15 protein-coding genes are annotated in these 15,853 nt (G+C 63.1%); 8 read left to right on the top strand and 7 right to left on the bottom strand.

The features are described 5' to 3' along the window. Positions 1 to 22: 22 nt before the first annotated feature. The 5 genes from LHFGNBLO_RS06955 to speB form a co-directional block, all read right to left on the bottom strand. Positions 23 to 1,111: an ABC transporter substrate-binding protein gene (locus LHFGNBLO_RS06955; RefSeq protein WP_258605425.1), complete on the bottom strand. Its 1,089-nt coding sequence runs from the start codon at positions 1,109 to 1,111 to the stop codon at positions 23 to 25. A 73-nt stretch (positions 1,112 to 1,184) separates the two neighbouring features. Then, complete coding sequence (locus tag LHFGNBLO_RS06950; protein ID WP_258605423.1) at positions 1,185 to 1,832, bottom strand: amino acid ABC transporter permease; 648 nt, start codon at positions 1,830 to 1,832, stop codon at positions 1,185 to 1,187. After that, positions 1,829 to 2,485 (bottom strand): amino acid ABC transporter permease, encoded by a 657-nt coding sequence (locus tag LHFGNBLO_RS06945; protein ID WP_258605422.1) that lies wholly within the window; start codon positions 2,483 to 2,485, stop codon positions 1,829 to 1,831. Before LHFGNBLO_RS06945 ends, LHFGNBLO_RS06950 begins: the two co-directional genes overlap by 4 nt. A gap of 6 nt (positions 2,486 to 2,491) precedes the next feature. Next, positions 2,492 to 3,298 (bottom strand): transporter substrate-binding domain-containing protein, encoded by an 807-nt coding sequence (locus tag LHFGNBLO_RS06940; RefSeq protein ID WP_258605421.1) that lies wholly within the window; start codon positions 3,296 to 3,298, stop codon positions 2,492 to 2,494. A gap of 83 nt (positions 3,299 to 3,381) precedes the next feature. Beyond that, on the bottom strand, positions 3,382 to 4,443 hold the full coding sequence (speB, locus tag LHFGNBLO_RS06935) for an agmatinase (protein ID WP_258605419.1): 1,062 nt from the start codon (positions 4,441 to 4,443) through the stop codon (positions 3,382 to 3,384). Between the two features lie 212 nt (positions 4,444 to 4,655). Here speB and gcvA point away from each other — a divergent pair, with 212 nt between their 5' ends. The 8 genes from gcvA (at position 4,656) to LHFGNBLO_RS06895 (ending at position 13,738) form a co-directional block, all read left to right on the top strand. Beyond that, the gene (gene gcvA, locus LHFGNBLO_RS06930; RefSeq protein WP_258605418.1) at positions 4,656 to 5,630 is read left to right on the top strand and encodes a transcriptional regulator GcvA; all 975 of its coding nucleotides are present in this window, start codon (positions 4,656 to 4,658) and stop codon (positions 5,628 to 5,630) included. A 214-nt stretch (positions 5,631 to 5,844) separates the two neighbouring features. Then, on the top strand, positions 5,845 to 7,149 hold the full coding sequence (gene pncB / locus LHFGNBLO_RS06925) for a nicotinate phosphoribosyltransferase (RefSeq protein ID WP_258605416.1): 1,305 nt from the start codon (positions 5,845 to 5,847) through the stop codon (positions 7,147 to 7,149). Positions 7,150 to 7,351: 202 nt separating this feature from the next. After that, positions 7,352 to 8,797 carry a hypothetical protein gene (locus tag LHFGNBLO_RS06920; RefSeq protein WP_258605415.1) on the top strand — a complete coding sequence of 482 codons (1,446 nt, stop codon included), beginning with the start codon at positions 7,352 to 7,354 and terminating at the stop codon, positions 8,795 to 8,797. 153 nt (positions 8,798 to 8,950) lie between these two features. Next, positions 8,951 to 10,255 (top strand): ABC transporter substrate-binding protein, encoded by a 1,305-nt coding sequence (locus tag LHFGNBLO_RS06915; protein WP_258605414.1) that lies wholly within the window; start codon positions 8,951 to 8,953, stop codon positions 10,253 to 10,255. Between the two features lie 217 nt (positions 10,256 to 10,472). Beyond that, positions 10,473 to 11,354: a branched-chain amino acid ABC transporter permease gene (locus LHFGNBLO_RS06910; RefSeq protein WP_258605412.1), complete on the top strand. Its 882-nt coding sequence runs from the start codon at positions 10,473 to 10,475 to the stop codon at positions 11,352 to 11,354. Next, the gene (locus tag LHFGNBLO_RS06905) at positions 11,351 to 12,313 is read left to right on the top strand and encodes a branched-chain amino acid ABC transporter permease (RefSeq protein WP_258605411.1); all 963 of its coding nucleotides are present in this window, start codon (positions 11,351 to 11,353) and stop codon (positions 12,311 to 12,313) included. The genes LHFGNBLO_RS06910 and LHFGNBLO_RS06905 overlap by 4 nt, the downstream gene beginning before the upstream one ends. After that, positions 12,310 to 13,038, top strand: a complete 729-nt coding sequence (locus tag LHFGNBLO_RS06900; RefSeq protein WP_258605409.1) for an ABC transporter ATP-binding protein — start codon at positions 12,310 to 12,312, stop codon at positions 13,036 to 13,038. The genes LHFGNBLO_RS06905 and LHFGNBLO_RS06900 overlap by 4 nt, the downstream gene beginning before the upstream one ends. After that, positions 13,031 to 13,738, top strand: coding sequence for an ABC transporter ATP-binding protein (locus LHFGNBLO_RS06895; protein ID WP_258605407.1), 708 nt, complete (start codon positions 13,031 to 13,033; stop codon positions 13,736 to 13,738). Before LHFGNBLO_RS06900 ends, LHFGNBLO_RS06895 begins: the two co-directional genes overlap by 8 nt. On the opposite strand, the gene LHFGNBLO_RS06890 is transcribed toward LHFGNBLO_RS06895, so the two are convergent. Beyond that, positions 13,739 to 15,133: a sodium:proton antiporter gene (locus LHFGNBLO_RS06890; protein WP_258605406.1), complete on the bottom strand. Its 1,395-nt coding sequence runs from the start codon at positions 15,131 to 15,133 to the stop codon at positions 13,739 to 13,741. It lies immediately after the preceding gene. Between the two features lie 60 nt (positions 15,134 to 15,193). Further along, positions 15,194 to 15,808 carry a bifunctional nicotinamidase/pyrazinamidase gene (gene pncA, locus LHFGNBLO_RS06885; RefSeq protein ID WP_258605404.1) on the bottom strand — a complete coding sequence of 205 codons (615 nt, stop codon included), beginning with the start codon at positions 15,806 to 15,808 and terminating at the stop codon, positions 15,194 to 15,196. Positions 15,809 to 15,853: the final 45 nt, after the last annotated feature.

The raw sequence follows: 15,853 nt of genomic DNA, 5'->3' as shown, positions 1-15,853 counted from the left end.
GGTCAGGCGAGCTGTTCGGGGTTTAGCCGACGATAAGTTCGGTCCATTTCTGGTTTATCCAGTCGGCCTTCTCCGTGTAGAGGTCGTAGCGCGGGATGATCGGCTCGATATCCGACGACACCGAGGCGAACTCTTCCGGCTTGAGGTCGAGCACCTCTTTCTTCAGGGTCGGCGTGGTGCCGACCTTGCGCGACATGAGGCCCTGAATCGACGGCTGGCTCATATAGTCAATGAAAGCGTGCGCCTCGTCGACCTTGGTCGAGGCGCGCGACAGCACCCAATTGCCGGAATCCTGGATGCCGCCCTCCTTCGGGAAGGTCGAGCGGACATGGAAACCGTCGGCGGCCGCCAGGCCGGTGACGTCGTGATAATACTGGCCCATCGGGATTTCGCCTGACTTCAGCGCCTGTTCGAACTGTGCCTCGTCGCGATACCAGAGGCGGACGTTCGGCTTGACCTCGGCGAGCTTCTCGAAGGCCTTGTTCAGCCCCTCTTCGGTGTCGAGCGCGTTGGTGCCGCCCATGAAGGTCTTGGCCGTCACCTCGAGCAGGAACGAGTTGGAGGCAAGCGCCAGCAGGCCGAGCTTGTCCGCGTTGGCCTTGTCCCAGAGTGCTGCCCAGGATTCCGGTGCATCCTTGTAGACATCCGTGTTGGTGACCAGCGTGATCCACCAGGCAACGGCGCCGATGCCGGCAACGCGGCCATCCGGATACTTGTTGATGAAGCGCGGCAGCAGGTCGCCATAGTGCTTGAATTTCGAGGTATCGAGCGGCGTCCACAATTCGGTCGACTGGCCCTTTATCGTTGAACCCTGCGACATCATCGAAAGGTCGGCCGGTGCCTGACCGGCCTTGGCCGCCTGTTCAAGCTGCACCAGCCACGCCTCGCCGGTTGGCTCGGCGACCGACTCGACCGCGATACCGGTGGCCTTGGTGAAGTCGGGGAAAATGTGCTCGTCGAACGATTTCTTGAAGTATCCGCCATAGACGCCGACCTTCAGCGACTTGTCCTGCGCCCGCAGGATAGATGGCATGGCGAGCACACCGGCGGTGGCAAGACCGGCGGCAAGCATGCCGCGTCGGGTGACGGGTGTTGTGATCAGTCTGTTCATCTGGTTTCTCCTCTGTTTGTGCCGGCTCCCCGGCTGTTACCCTTTCATCCCACCGTTCGCCGCTTTTCGCGGCTCAGTGGGCCGCCGCGCGTTGTTCGAGCGTGCGTGCATATTGCGTCAATGGAAAGCACATGACGAAGAAGATCAACGCCACCAGTCCGTAGACCTTGAACGGTTCGAAGGTGGCGTTGTTGATGGCGTTGGAGGTCCGTACCAGTTCCTCGAAACCGATGATCGAGGTCAGCGCCGTCGATTTGATCAGCTGCACCAGGAAGCCGACGGTCGGCGCGCGGGTGATCGAGAATGCCTGCGGCAGGATGATCAGTCTGAGCTCCTGCAGATAGTGCAGCCCGAGGCTGGCGCCGGCATCCCACTGGCCACGCGGCAGCGCATCGACGCCGCTGCGCCAGATCTCGGCCAGATAGGCACTGGCAAAGAAGGTGAGGCCGAGCACCGCCGCTGTCCACGGCTCGATGCGCAGGCCGAGCATCGGCAAGCCGAAGAACATCAGGAAGAGCTGCATCAAGAGCGGCGTTCCCTGGAACAGCGCGATGTATCCCGAAGCGATACGCCGGCTCCACTTGTTCTTGGCGATGCGGAAGAACAGCACGACCATGCCGACCACGCCGCCGCCGACGAAGGCGGCGAGCGATAAAAGCACCGTCCAGCGGGCGGCGAACAGAAGGTTGCGCAGGATGTCCCAGAAGGTGAATTCGATCATGACACGCCGGCTCCCAGAACACGGCGTCCGCCGCTGACCAGCAGTCGACGCAGTCCCATCGACAGGATGAGATAGACCATCGTCACCACGAAATAGGTCTCAAAGGCGCGGAAGGTGCGCGCCTGCAGCATGTCAGCCTCGTAGGTCAACTCGCGCACCGCGATCTGCGACACGACGGCGGACTCCAGCATCATGATGACGATCTGGCTGGTCAGCGCCGGATAGATCACCTTGAGCGCCTGCGGCAGCACGATCTTGATAAACACCTGACGCGGTCGAAGGCCAAGCGCAAGCGCTGCCTCCGTCTGCCCGCGCGGCACCGCGTCGAGCCCGGCGCCGACGATCTCGATGGTGTAGGCGGCCATATTGAGCGTCATCGCCAGCATGGCGGCCAGTATCGGATCGAGCCTCACGCCGATGCTGGGCAGCCCGAAGAAGATGAAGAACAGCTGCACCAGGAACGGCGTGTTGCGCATCACCTCGACATAGATGGCGATTGCCCGCTTCAGGAGCGGCGGGCCGTTTCGCCGGCCTGCCGCGCCAAGGATGCTGAGCAGCGTTCCCACCAGAGTGGTCACGACGATCAGCAAGACCGTCGTGAGCGCTCCGCGCGCGATGTCGCCCACAGCATCTGGAAGCCAAGCAAAGGCCACGGTAGATCAATCCTTGAGGTTGTCGGGATTGAGCGGCGTCTTCAGCCAGGCTTTCGAGCTTTCGTCGAGTTTGCCGTCGGCCAGCATCTTGGCGACCGCGTCATTGACCGCTTTTTTGAGGCGGTCCTCGTTCTTGTTGAGGCCGATATGCGAGGGCGAGGTGAGCAGCTGGAACTTCTGCTCCGGCTTGATCGCATCCTGCTTCGCCAACACCTGGGCGCCGACATCGTTGCCGACCACCATCAGCTGGGTCTGGCCCGAGATGAAGGCCTGGATGACGGAATTGTAGTTGTCGAAACGCTTGATATCGGCGGAGGCCGGGGCGACTTCGGTGAGCGACGTATCTTCCAGCGTGCCGCGGTTGACGGCGATCGACTTGTCGGCGAGGTCTTCCTTGCCTTTGACCGCAAGTGCTGCCGGGCCGATGACGGCGATGTAGTAAGGCGCGTAGGCGGCGGCGAAATCGATCACCTGCTCACGCTCCTTGGAGTAGCCGACACTCATCAGGATATCGACGCGCTTGTCGGTCAGATACGGGATGCGGTTCTGGCCGGTCACGCTGACCAGGTTGAGCTTGACCTTCAAGGAATCGGCGATGAACTGCGCCACATCGATGTCATAGCCCTTGATGCTCATATCGGCGCTAGCCGAGGAGAAGGGCGGGAAGTCGGAGAAGATGCCGACATTGATGGCACCCGCCTTGGTGATGTCGTCGACCGCGTCGGCATTGGCCTGCGTGACGAAACCAAAGCCGGTCACTCCGAGCATCAGCACGGCGGCAATGGATGATTTGAGTTTCATGTGAAGTGTCATTGTCATTCCCCTTCTGGAAGCTTGTTTGTTTGAGTGCGGCCGCCGGCTCCAGCGCGGCGACCGCCTTGGAATTGTTTCGGGTATCAGGCTCCCTTGCCGGTGATCGCCGGGCTGAAAACCATCAGGCTCAGGATCTCGAACAGAACCTGCGCGCCGACATGCGCGGTGTTGGTGGTCGCGTCATATTGCGGCGCCACCTCGACGACGTCGCCGCCGACGATGTTGAGGCCCTTGAGGCCGCGCAGCAGTTCGAGCACCTCGCGGGTCGTCAACCCGCCGATCTCAGGCGTGCCGGTGCCCGGCGCGAAGGCCGGATCGACGCTGTCGACGTCGAAGGAGATGTAGGTCGGGCCGTCGCCGACGATTTTGCGCGCCTTCTCGATGATGGCGGGAATGCCGAGGCCGGTCACCTCTTCGGCATGCACCACGGTCATGCCGGATTCGTAGGTGAACTCCCACAGATACTCGGCCGAGCCGCGAATGCCGATCTGGATTGTGCGCGACGGGTCGAGCACGCCGTCCAGCACCGCGTTGCGGAACGGCCCGCCATGGTGGAACTTGGTCATGTCGAACAGGCCGCTGGTGTCGCAGTGGGCATCGATATGGATCATGCCGACCGGCGCCTTTTTGCCGACCGCCTTCAGGATCGGATGACTGATCGAATGATCGCCGCCGACTGACAACGGAATCACGCCGGCATCGACGATCTGGTTGGTGCGGCGCTCTATGTCGTCATGGCTGGTCTCCAGCCGGTAGCGGCTCTGGAACGGCACGTCGCCGATATCGGCCACCCGAAGCTCATGCGTCGGTGCGCATTCCAGAACATGGTTGTAGGGGCCGATGCGCTCGATGGCGCGCAGCGCCCTTGGCCCGAAGCGGGAGCCCGGCCGGTTGGTGACGCCGAGATCCATCGGCACGCCGATGATCGCCACCTGCAGATCGCCGAAATCCGGATTGTCGGCGGCGATTTCGCGGTAGGGAGCGGCGAGGAAGGTCGGGATGCCGGAATAGGGCGCCAGCCTGGTGCCGCTCTTGGAAAAGATCTTGTCGGCGACGCGCCTGAATTTCGGGTCGAACATTTCGCCGCCATGGCTTTCGCCATATTTGCGACGCAACGCTTCGAGCTTGCCGCGATCGTAACCCATGTCCGGTCCTCCTGCTGGGCTGGTGCAGTGCGGCGTCGGCGACATCTAACGAACTGACCGTCATCCGGCCGGGTCGCTGTCCCGCTGGCTGCCTGCAGATTTCACGTCTTGATGCTGTTCCGGGTCAAAGTGTCCGGCAGCTGCATTGAAAAATCAATTGATATTGTTAGGGTGTGAGTTGTGAGAAAATCTCACAGTAAATTTGGACATCCATGGCCAAGCGTCTGCCCCCCTTGAATCCGCTGCGCGCCTTCGAGGCGACGGCGCGCCACGCCTCGCTGACCAAGGCGGCGGCCGAGCTGAACGTCACCCATGGCGCCATCAGCCACCAGATCAAGGCGCTCGAACAATCGCTTGGCGTCAAGCTGTTCGAACGCACCGGTCAGCGGGTAAAGCTCACACCGCACGGCGCCGAACTGCTGCCGGCGGTGTCGACCGCCTTCGACGGCATCGCCGCCGCCACGCAGCGCATGACAAGGCCGGCCAGCGCCGGCACGCTCTCGGTCTCCTGCGTGCCGGCCCTGCTGCTGCTGTGGATGACGCCACGACTGGGCAGTTTCATGGCGCAATATCCCGACATCAGGCTGACGCTGATCCCCTCCAACGACCCCAAGGACATCCGCGCGCCGCAGATCGATGTCTGTGTGCATTATGGCGACGGCAGTTGGAGCGATTGCTGGATGCGCAAATGGTCGGGCCTCGAACTGTTCCCGGTGGTCAGCCCGACGCTGATCAACAACCGTCCGATCCGCACCGTCCGCGATCTCGCCGATCATGTCTTCCTGCATGGCGATGATGGCCGCGAGTGGCATACCTGGCTGGCGGCGGCTGACGGGCTGGATCTGGAACGCGGCCGCCGCCACCATCTCGGCGACGCGCGCATGTCGACGGAAGCCGCGGTTCATGGCCATGGCGTGGCGCTCGGCGATTCAGTGACGGCGAGCGCGCTCCTCGCCAGGGGGTTGCTTGTTGCGCCGTTCAGCCTGTCGGTGCCGGCGGTCGACGATTTCTATGTCGTCTGCCGCAACGAGATGAAGTCGACGCCGATCGTGCAACTGTTCATCGACTGGCTGTTTGCCGAGAAGGAGCAGGCCGACAGCCGCGCCGACGCGCCGGTGGCGGGCCGCATCGGCATTCGCCGGAAGCGCCCGGCGCTGCGCGTGATCGGCGCCAAGTCCCCGTCCTGAGCCTGGCCGCAGGGCCTTCTTTTTGTCAGGCCAGCCCGCAAAGCGGGAGGCGCTTTCAAAAATTCAATGCTAAGAGGCATTTGGCCAGTGCATGTCGCCCAAAAGTGCGCAGCGGTTTTGGGAAACGACATGCATAAAACTTAAGACTTGAAGCGCATCGCCTCGTTTCGGCGCGAAGCGCTTCAAGAGCGAGCAGCGAAGGCGGCATCGAGATATGGCAAAGACCGATATAGCGCGGCGTGTCTACAACCACACTTGGAAGCTCGACCCGATCGTCCGCAGTCTGCTCGACACCGATTTCTACAAGCTTTTGATGCTGCAGATGATCTGGGGCATGTACCCCAAGGTCGACACCACTTTCTCACTGATCAACCGCACCACCTCGGTCCGCCTCGCCGACGAGATCGACGAAGGCGAGCTGCGCGATCAGCTCGATCATGCCCGCACGCTGCGCTTCTCGAAGAAGGAGATGATCTGGCTGGGGGGTAACAATTTCTACGGCCGCAAGCAGATCTTCGAACCGGAATTCCTCGCCTGGCTCGAGAATTTCCGGTTGCCCGAATACGAGCTTTCCAAGCGCGATGGCCAGTATGAGCTCACCTTCAGCGGCCCGTGGATGTACACGACGCTGTGGGAGATTCCTGCGCTGGCAATTATCAATGAACTCCGATCTCGCGCCGCCATGCGGGCCTTCGGCCCCTTCGCGCTCGACGTGCTCTATGCCCGCGCCAAAGCCAAGATGTGGGCCAAGACCGAGCGGCTGAAGGCGCTGCCCGGCATCCGTATTTCCGACTTCGGCACGCGCCGCCGCCATTCTTTCCTGTGGCAGCGCTGGTGCGTCGAAGCGCTGAAGGAAGGCATCGGCGAGGCTTTTACCGGTACCTCCAATGTGCTGCTCGCCATGGACAACGACCTCGAAGCGCTCGGCACCAATGCGCATGAACTGCCGATGGTGTTTGCCGCACTCGCCAATTCGGAAAAGGAATTGAAACAGTCGCCATACAAGGTGCTGCAGGACTGGCAGCGCTACTATGGCGGCAATCTGCTGATCGTCCTGCCCGATGCCTTCGGCACCGCTTCGTTCCTGCGCGACGCGCCGGACTGGGTCGCCGACTGGACCGGCTTTCGCCCGGATAGCGCACCGCCGATCGAAGGCGGTGAGAAGATCATTTCCTGGTGGCGCGAAAAGGGCCGGGACCCCAAGCAGAAGCTGCTCATCTTCTCCGACGGGCTCGAAGTGGAGACCATCGAGGAAACCTACCGCCATTTCCGCGGCAAGGTGCGCATGTCCTTCGGCTGGGGCACCAATCTGACCAATGATTTCGAAGGCTGCGCGCCAACCGAAACCAACAGCCTCGACGCCATCTCGCTGGTCTGCAAGGTCACCGAGGCCAATGGAAGGCCGGCGGTCAAGCTGTCCGACAATCCGGCCAAGGCTACGGGGGATTTGAAGGAGATCGAGCGCTATCTGCGCATCTTCGGGGCCAAGGATCGCGTGGAGCAGCTGGTCAAGGTGTGAGGGTCCGACGGATCAATTTCGCCCTCCGGTTAAGATGGAAATCTCGGATAGCGTGAGTTCCCGCCCACCCCCCTCTGTCCTGCCGGACATCTCCCCCTCAAGGGGGGAGATTGGCAGTTCGTTCGAGGGGCGCCTCTACTGCAGCAACGCTGAAGATTTGCGAAAGCCGATATGCCAGCCGATCTCCCCCCTTGAGGGGGAGATGTCCGGCAGGACAGAGGGGGGTGTGAAGGATCACGGCGGGCGAAAATATTTCGTCTGTTCGGCTCTCATCGCGTCGTTCCTCCCCACCCCCGCCTTCGCCCACGCCTCCGACCGCGGCCACGTCCTGTTGCTGCCCACCGGTTACTACGTCGCCGGCGGCGCGCTCGCCGTTGCCGCCAGCTTCCTGGCGTTGGCGCTCCTGCCGCCAGACGCGCTCGACCGCTTTTGGCGGCGGCGCCTGCCGTTTTTCGCATTTGGCGACGGCGCACGGACTGCTGTCAGCCTGCTATCCTTTGCCGGCTTTGCAGTTCTCATGGCCGCCGGCCTGTTCGGCAGTCGCGATCCGCTTTCCAACCCGCTGCCTCTGGTGATCTGGACGCTGCTCTGGGTCGGACTTGCCTTGCTGCAAGGCTTGCTTGGCGATCTCTGGTCGTGGCTGAACCCATGGTACGGGCCATGGCGTATCACCACCCGCCTGATCGGCCGTCGTGGCGACGAAACGCAGGAATCGCGGCTGCCTCCCTGGCTCGGCTACTGGCCGGCCGTCGTGCTGTTCTTCGCCTTCGCCTGGTTCGAGTTGATCGACCCAGCGCCCGACGATCCCTGGCGGCTGGCACGGGCGTCGGGCCTTTACTGGCTGCTGAGTTTTGTTGCCATGCTGATGTTCGGCTACCGCGACTGGAGCCGCAGCGGCGAGTTCCTGACCGTTTTCTTCGCCATGGTGGCGCGCTTCGCAATCGTCGAGCGCGGTGAAGACGGCAGGCTGAACCTGTGCTGGCCGGGCGCGAAGCTGCTCAACGCCGAACCGCTGGCGCTCAGCGGCATCGCTTTCCTGCTGCTCAGCCTGTCATCGGTCTCGTTCGACGGCCTTTCGAAAACCTTCTTCTGGCTCGGTCTGTTCGGCATCAACCCGCTGGAGTTTCCCGGCCGTACGGCGCTGATCGGCTTAGGCAGTTTCGGCCTCGTGCTGACCTTTGTCCTGCTTGCGGCAGTGTTCGCGCTTGCCGTCGTCCTCGGCCAACGTCTTGCCGCCAGCCAGCATCCTTTCAGTCAAGCAGCCGGGCTGCTGGTCTGGTCGATCGTGCCGATAGCACTCGCCTATCATTTCGCACACTATCTGACGGCGTTGCTCGTCGATGGCCAATATGCGTTGGCCGCCCTGTCCGATCCGTTTGCGCTGGGTTGGAACCTGTTCGGCACCGCCGACATGCAGATCGAAGCCGGCATGGTCACCGGCGCCGGCTCGGCCTGGTGGCTGTGGAATTTTCAGGCCGGTGCCATCATTGCCGGCCACATGCTCGCGGTTCTCGTCGCCCATGGTTTTGCCTGGCGGCTGCACCCGGTTCCCACGCGCGCCGCGCTCAGCCAGTTGCCGCTTACCGTGTTGATGATCGCCTACACCGTCTTCGGCCTCTGGCTGCTTGCCACGCCGACCGCCGGATGACGCAAGGCCGGCTTTAATGCCTAGGTGGAAAGCCCGCTTGCCATGCTCGGGCTTTGGTGATTTAGTTTGTACACATGCAATTTCGGACCTCTCGCCAAGTGTGGTCCGCTGTGCTCCAGCCATTGGTCAAAACTCAAAAACAGGGGAACTGCCGTGACTGACAAGAATGGGTTTTTCGATCTCTCCAAAAACGCTCTTACCCGCCGCACCGCACTGAAGGGTTTGGCTGCAGGCGCCGGCCTTGCCGTCGCCCCGGGCTTCGTCCGTTACAGCCAGGCGCAGAGTTCGGCGCCGATCAAGATCGGCTTCCAGTCGCACCGCACCGGCATCGGCGCCGCCTATGGCCGCTGGTACGAGAAGACCACCGCCGCAGCGGTGAAGGCGATCAACGACGCTGGCGGCATCAACGGCCGCCCGGTCGAAGTGATCATAGAGGATGACGGCACCGATCCCGGCCGTGGCGCCGAGGTGGTCGGCAAGTTTGCCACCCAGCACAAGACCGACATCGTCTTCGGCACGCTGTTCTCGCATGTCGTCATCGGCTCGGCGCCGGCCGCCGGCGAGGCCAAGATTCCCTATTTCGTTGTCAGCGAAGGCCACCACGTCGCCTCGACCAAGCTCAACCGCTACGTCTTCCAGCCCGGCATTACCGACGTGAAGAGCCAGATCCAGTCGATGGCGCCGTGGATTGCGGCCAATGCCGGCAAGAAGGTGACGCAGATCTTCCCCGATTTCGCCTTCGGCTACGACCATCGCGACTACCTGCCGCCGGCGCTGAAGGCGCAAGGCGCCGACGTCATCGCCCAGATTGCCATCCCGCCGACGGAATCGTCCTTCACCAAATACTTCCCGCAGATACCGGCCGAAACCGAGGTCATCTACCACGTCATGGTTGGCCCGGCTGTGCTCACCTTCGTCAAGGAACTCGGCGAATTCTACGGCTCCAACCGCCCGCAGCTGTTCGGCTTCATCGATTCGCTCGAAGCCACCGACATCAACAGCCCCGGCCTCGAATTCCTCGATGGCAGCCATTTCTGGGAAGGCTCGCCACGCTATGCGCAGGCCGATGATAGTGCTGCGCAAAAAGCCTATCGCGCCGCCGTCGGGATCGACGACAATGGCGCTGCCGTCGGCGATCCCAAGGACGTCTCCACCGCCGCCCACATGTTCGGCTGCTGGGAAACGCTCTACGTCGTCAAGAAGGCGATGGAGGATGCCGGCTACAAGGGGCCGGAAGACCGCGCCAAGCTGGTCGAGGCGACCGAGGCCCTGACCGAGTTCGCCGAAGGGCCGGAGCATCCGCAGGGACCAAAAACCTTCAACGGCAAGATCCACCAGTGCTTCGGCATCCAGAACATCTCCAAGGTCGAAGGCGGCAAGTTAAAGGTCGTCCACAAGACCAAGATCGAGGACGGGCTCTACGAGCCGGAAGGGGATTATACGACGCAGGCGCTGTGAGCTTAGTTCTTTAAGCGCAGTGCCCTTCGGCCCACCCCCCTTTGTCCTGCCGGACATCTCCCCCTCAAGGGGGGAGATTGGCAGTTCCTGCGATGGCGATCACCTGTCGACCTTGGCGATTGGCGAAAGCCGTCGCGACAGTCGATCTCCCCCCTTGAGGGGGAGATGCCCGGCAGGGCAGAGGGGGGTGCCTCGCGCACTCGTTGGCGCATAAACGATGCACTTCGGACCACACCTCCTCCTCGCCGCCCTAGAAGGCCTCGTCACCTCCGCCGTGCTGGCGCTGACGGCGCTTGGCCTGTCGCTGGTGTTCGGCGTCATGCGCGTTGTCAACGTGGCGCATGGCGAGTTCTTCATGCTGGGCGCGGTGCTTGCCTGGGCGATCAGCACGGCGATATCAGGTCATCCGGCGCTTGGCTTCCTGGCGGCACTGGTGCTGGCGCCGCTGATCGTCGGCGCCATCGCCCTCGTCGCCGAGCGGCTGGTGCTGCGCCGGCTCAACTACAATCCCGAAGCCACCATCGTCGCCACCATCGGCATGCTCTACATTATCCAGCAGCTGGCGCTGACCTTCTACGGTCCGGAAGCGCGGCCCGTGGAGCCGCCCTTCAGCTACCGCATCCTTCTGCCGTGGTTCGGCTATTCCGGCTACAAGCTGTCGATCATCGCCGCATCCTCTTTTCTGCTGCTCGCGACATGGTTCGTGCTGACACGCACGAAGATCGGTCTCGTCATGCGCGCCACGCAATATGACAGCGAGACGGCGCAGGCCTTCGGCATTCCGGTCGGCCGGGTCTATGCCGGCGTCTTTGCGCTCGGCGCCATGCTGGCGGCGGTGGCTGCAGTGCTGATCGTGCCGATCAGCCAGGCACATTATCTGATGGGGCAGGACCCGCTGCTGCTGTCGTTCATCGTTGTCATCATCGGCGGGTTGGGTTCGCTGCGCGGCACCGTCGTTGCCGCCGTACTCATTGGCCTGTCCGACGGCATCATCTCGGTGTTCTTCTCGCCGACGCTGGCCAAGATCATCGCTACGATGCTGGTCGCCATGGTGCTGGTGTTTCGGCCGCAGGGCCTGTTCGGGACGGCATCGCGATGACGGATGCTTTGCCGGCAAAGCCCTATGCGCTGCATCTCGGTGTTGTCGCCCTGCTCTTCGCCCTGAGCTTCGTCCTGCCGGAATATCATCACGGCCTGCTCGCCCGCATCATGGTGCTGGCGGTCTTCGCCATGGGCTACAACATGCTGTTCGGCTATGTCGGGCTGCTCAGCCTCGGCCATGCCATGTTCTTTGCCGCCGGGCTCTACGGTGCGGGCCTAAGCGTCATCCATCTCGGCTGGAATGTGCCGGCCGCTTTCGCCGCCGGGCTGGCCTGCGGCGCGCTTCTGGCGCTGGTGATCGGCCTGCTGGCGCTGCGCACCACCGGCGTCGCCTTCATGATCGTCACCATGATGTTTGCCCAGGTGTTCTATCTCGTCATCCTCTATTTCGCGTCATGGACCGGCGGCGACCAGGGCATGGTCGTGCCGCAGCCGGCGCGCGTGCTCAGCTTCGGCACGACATCGCTCGATCTCACCAACCCGACCGTGCGCTACATGAGCGCCTTGGCGCTGTTCTCGATCGTGCTGCTGGTCACGCTGGCCATTGTTCGTTCCAGGCACGGCCGCGTGCTGGTCGCCATCCGCGAGAACGAGGAGCGGACAAAAATGCTTGGCTACGACACGTTCTCCAACAAGCTCGCCGCGGTCGTCCTCTCCGGCACCATATGCGCGGCGTCGGGCGCTGCCTACGCGCTGCTGTTCGGCTATGTCGGCTCGAGCTTCGCCTCGGTGCAATATTCCATCCTGCCGCTGCTCTGGGTGCTGCTGGGCGGGGCCGCCACGACGCTTGGGCCGCTGATCGGCACGCTGTTCATGTACTATGTCGTCGACGTCACCAGCGGCTTCACCTCGGCCTATCTGCTGATTGTCGGCATTGCCCTCATCCTGCTGGTCTTGTTTTTCCCCAAGGGCATTCTGGGCAGCATTCGCCAGCGCTGGCTTGGGTGGCTGCCATGATGCCGCTGCTGACTACCAAAGGCCTGTCGCGCAATTTCGGCGGCCTGCGTGCCGTCGATGGGGTCGATTTCGCGCTGATGCCCGGCGAGATCCGCGCCGTCATCGGCCCCAACGGTGCCGGCAAGACCACCTTCGTCAGCCTGGTCAGCGGCCGCATCCAGCCGTCCTCCGGCATGATCGTCTTCGATGGCGCCGACATCACCAGTCTGCCGGCCTACGCCAGGGTTCGCCTCGGCGTCGCCTACACTTTTCAGATCACCAGTGTGTTTGCCAATCTCACCGCTTACGACAATGTGGCGCTGCCGGTGCAGCGCACGCTGACCGATGGCCGCTCGAAGGGCGCGGTGCACGCCGGCGTCATGGCGGCGCTCGAGCGCACCGGCCTCGCCGACCGCGCCCACATGCCGGCCGGACAGCTGTCCTATGGCCACCAGCGCCTGCTCGAAGTGGCGATGGGACTGGCGCTGAAACCGCGCCTGCTGATCCTCGACGAGCCGACGCAAGGGCTGGCCGACAGCGAGATCGACAATTTCATCGAACTCGTGCGCGAGATCGCCAAAAGCGCTACCGTGCTTCTGATCGAGCACAACATGCCGGTGGTCATGCAACTCGCCGACCGCATCACCGTTTTCAACGCCGGCAAAATTCTCGCCGAAGGAACACCCGAGCACGTTCGCGCCAACGCCGAGGTGCAGGACGCCTATCTGGGGACCACCCATGGCTGAGACGTTGGTAATCTCAGGGCTCGATTGCTTCTACGGTGAGGTCCAGGTTCTCTACGGCCTCGACCTCGTGCTGAACAAGGGCGAGGTGCTGTGCCTTTTCGGCCGCAACGGCGCCGGCAAGACGACGACGCTGAAGGCGATCATGGGCCTGGTTCCCTCAAGCGCTGGTTCGATCAGGCTCGATGGCCAGGAGCTGACCGGCCTGCCGGCGCACGAGGTGCCGAAGGCCGGCGTCGCTTACGTGCCGCAAGGCAGGCGGTTGTTTGCCGAGATGACGGTGGCGGAGAACATCGAGATCGGCCTGATGGCGCGCGGCAAGGGCAAGGCGACGCGCGAAAACGTGCTCGACCTCTTCCCGCTGCTGCGCCAGCGGCTCAGGCAGCGCTCCGGCACGCTGTCGGGCGGCGAACAGCAGATGCTGGCCATGGCGCGGGCGCTGTGCATCGAACCGCAGGTGCTTCTGCTCGACGAGCCGACCGAAGGCCTGATGCCGTCGATGATCGCCAAGATTCGCGAGACGGTGTCGAAGCTGCGCGAGCTGGGCGTCTCCACCATCCTCGTCGAGCAGCGCGTCGATGCCGTGCTGTCTGTCGCCGATCGCGTCTGCTTCATCGAGAACGGGCGCAACCGCGAGACGGTCGATGTCGAGGAGCTGCGCGCCGACCCCTCGGCCGTCCGCCGCTATGTCGGCGTCGGCTGATCAGCCAAAGAACAGAAAGCCGGCGATCAGGAACGTCGGGATCAGCACCAGGCCCGACCACGCCATGTAGCCGAAGAAGCCCGGCATCCTGACGCCGTGATGCCTGGCAATGGCGTAAACCATGAAATTCGGTGCATTGCCGATATAGGTGTTGGCGCCCATGAACACAGCACCTGCCGAGATCGCCACCAGCGTCGTCGCGGCCTCCGTCATCAGATGCTGCGGGTCGCCGCCGGCGAGCTCGAAGAACACCAGATAGGTCGGCGCATTGTCGAGGAACGATGACAGAGCGCCGGTCAGCCAGAAATAGGCGAAGTCGTTGGGCGCGCCTGCGGGCGAGGTGACAAGCGCGACCAGCGGCGCCAGTGCCCCATCGTGGCCGGCCCTGAGGATGGCGATGACCGGCACGATGCAGATGAAGATGCCGGCGAACAGTTTTGCCACTTCTGATATCGGCCCCCAGTTGAAGCCATTCGCTTCGCGATGGCTCTTGCGCGAGACGGCCAGCGACAGGAAGGCAAGCGCCAGGATGATGGCGTCGCGCACTATGTTCTGCAGCTCGAGACTGACGCCGAGGACGGAAAAGCTGAGCGCAGGTTTCCATGTCGCCGAAAGCAGGATCGCGCCGATCACGCCGGCCAGCAGCGGAATGTTGGGCAGGCCGCGAATGCGCACTTTCGTATCGGGCGTCGGATCCTTGATCTGCGGCGCGCCGCCCTCGCGGCGATGCAGGATGATGTCGATGGCCAGGAAGACGGCGAGCACGACGCCGCCGACGAACAGGGTTTCCTGGTAAAGGTTCGCGGTCGTCCAGAAGAAGTCGACGCCGCGCAGGAAGCCGACGAACAGCGGCGGATCGCCGAGTGGCGTCAGCGAGCCACCGATGTTGGACACCAGGAAAATGAAGAAGATGACGACATGGGCATTGAACGGCCGGTTGTCGTTGGCGCGGATGAGCGGCCGGATCAGGATCATCGAGGCGCCGGTCGTGCCGATCACCGAGGCAAGGATCGCCCCGACCAGCAGCAGCCCGGCGTTCACCGCCGGTGTGCCGTGGATGTTGCCGACAACAAGGATGCCGCCCGAAATGGTGAACAGCGCAAACAAGAGGATGATGAACGACATGTATTCGGTGAGCAGCGTGTGTAGCACCGCCTCGGTGGCCGCAGGCATGCCGAACGCGAGTGCCAGCGGCACGACCACCAAAGCGGCCCAAAGGGCTGATATCTTGCCGTAGTGATGCTCCCAGACATGGTGGAACAGCAAAGGCCCGGTGGCGATCGACAAAAGCAAGCCGGCGAAAGGCAGCGCCCACCACAGGGACATCGCGGCCCCCGGCAATTCATGAGCTTCCGCCGCGAGCGCCAGCCCTGGAAACAGGGTTGCAACAGCCATCACCGCGCCTGCCGTCAAAGCTGTCGCTCGCATCACATTCATCAGATGCTCACGGTCCTATCAGTCCGGCGCGTGTTCTTCGAGCGTCACGCCGGCATCGCGCATCCGCTTTAGCATCGCTTCGACCGAGCCGTTGAGATCGATACCGCGGCAGGCGTCGAGCCGCACTGTTGTCTGGAAGCCGTGCGTCACCGCGTCGAGCGCCGAAAAGGCGACGCAGTAGTCGGTTGCCAGCCCGACCAGGGTCACACTATCGATGCCGCGTTCCTTGAGATAGCCGGCAAGGCCGGTCGGCGTCGTGCGATCGTTCTCGAAGAAGGCCGAATAGCTGTCGATCGCCGGACGGAAGCCCTTGCGGATCACCAGTTCGGCCTTGGTCCAGGCCAGGCCCGAGTGGAAATCCGAACCCAGGCTGCCCTGGATGCAATGGTCCGGCCACAAAGTCTGCTGGCCATAAGGCATGTCGATCGATTCGAAGGGCTGCTTGCCGGGATGACTCGAGGCAAAGCTTGAATGGCCGGCGGGGTGCCAGTCCTGCGTCAGCACGACATGCTCCGTCCGCCGGATCAGGTCGTTGACCAGCGGCACGATCTCGTCGCCGCCGGCCACCGCCAGCGCGCCGCCGGGACAAAAATCGTTCTGCAGGTCGATGACAACAAGCGCTTCGACGGCCATGGGGCCTCCTCTTGGTCTCAGGCTCCAAGTGAAAAATGCCGCTGA

The organism is Mesorhizobium sp. AR10 (assembly GCF_024746795.1).
Taxonomy (GTDB): Bacteria; Pseudomonadota; Alphaproteobacteria; order Rhizobiales; family Rhizobiaceae; genus Mesorhizobium.
This window is presented reverse-complemented; position numbering and strand designations above follow the sequence as displayed.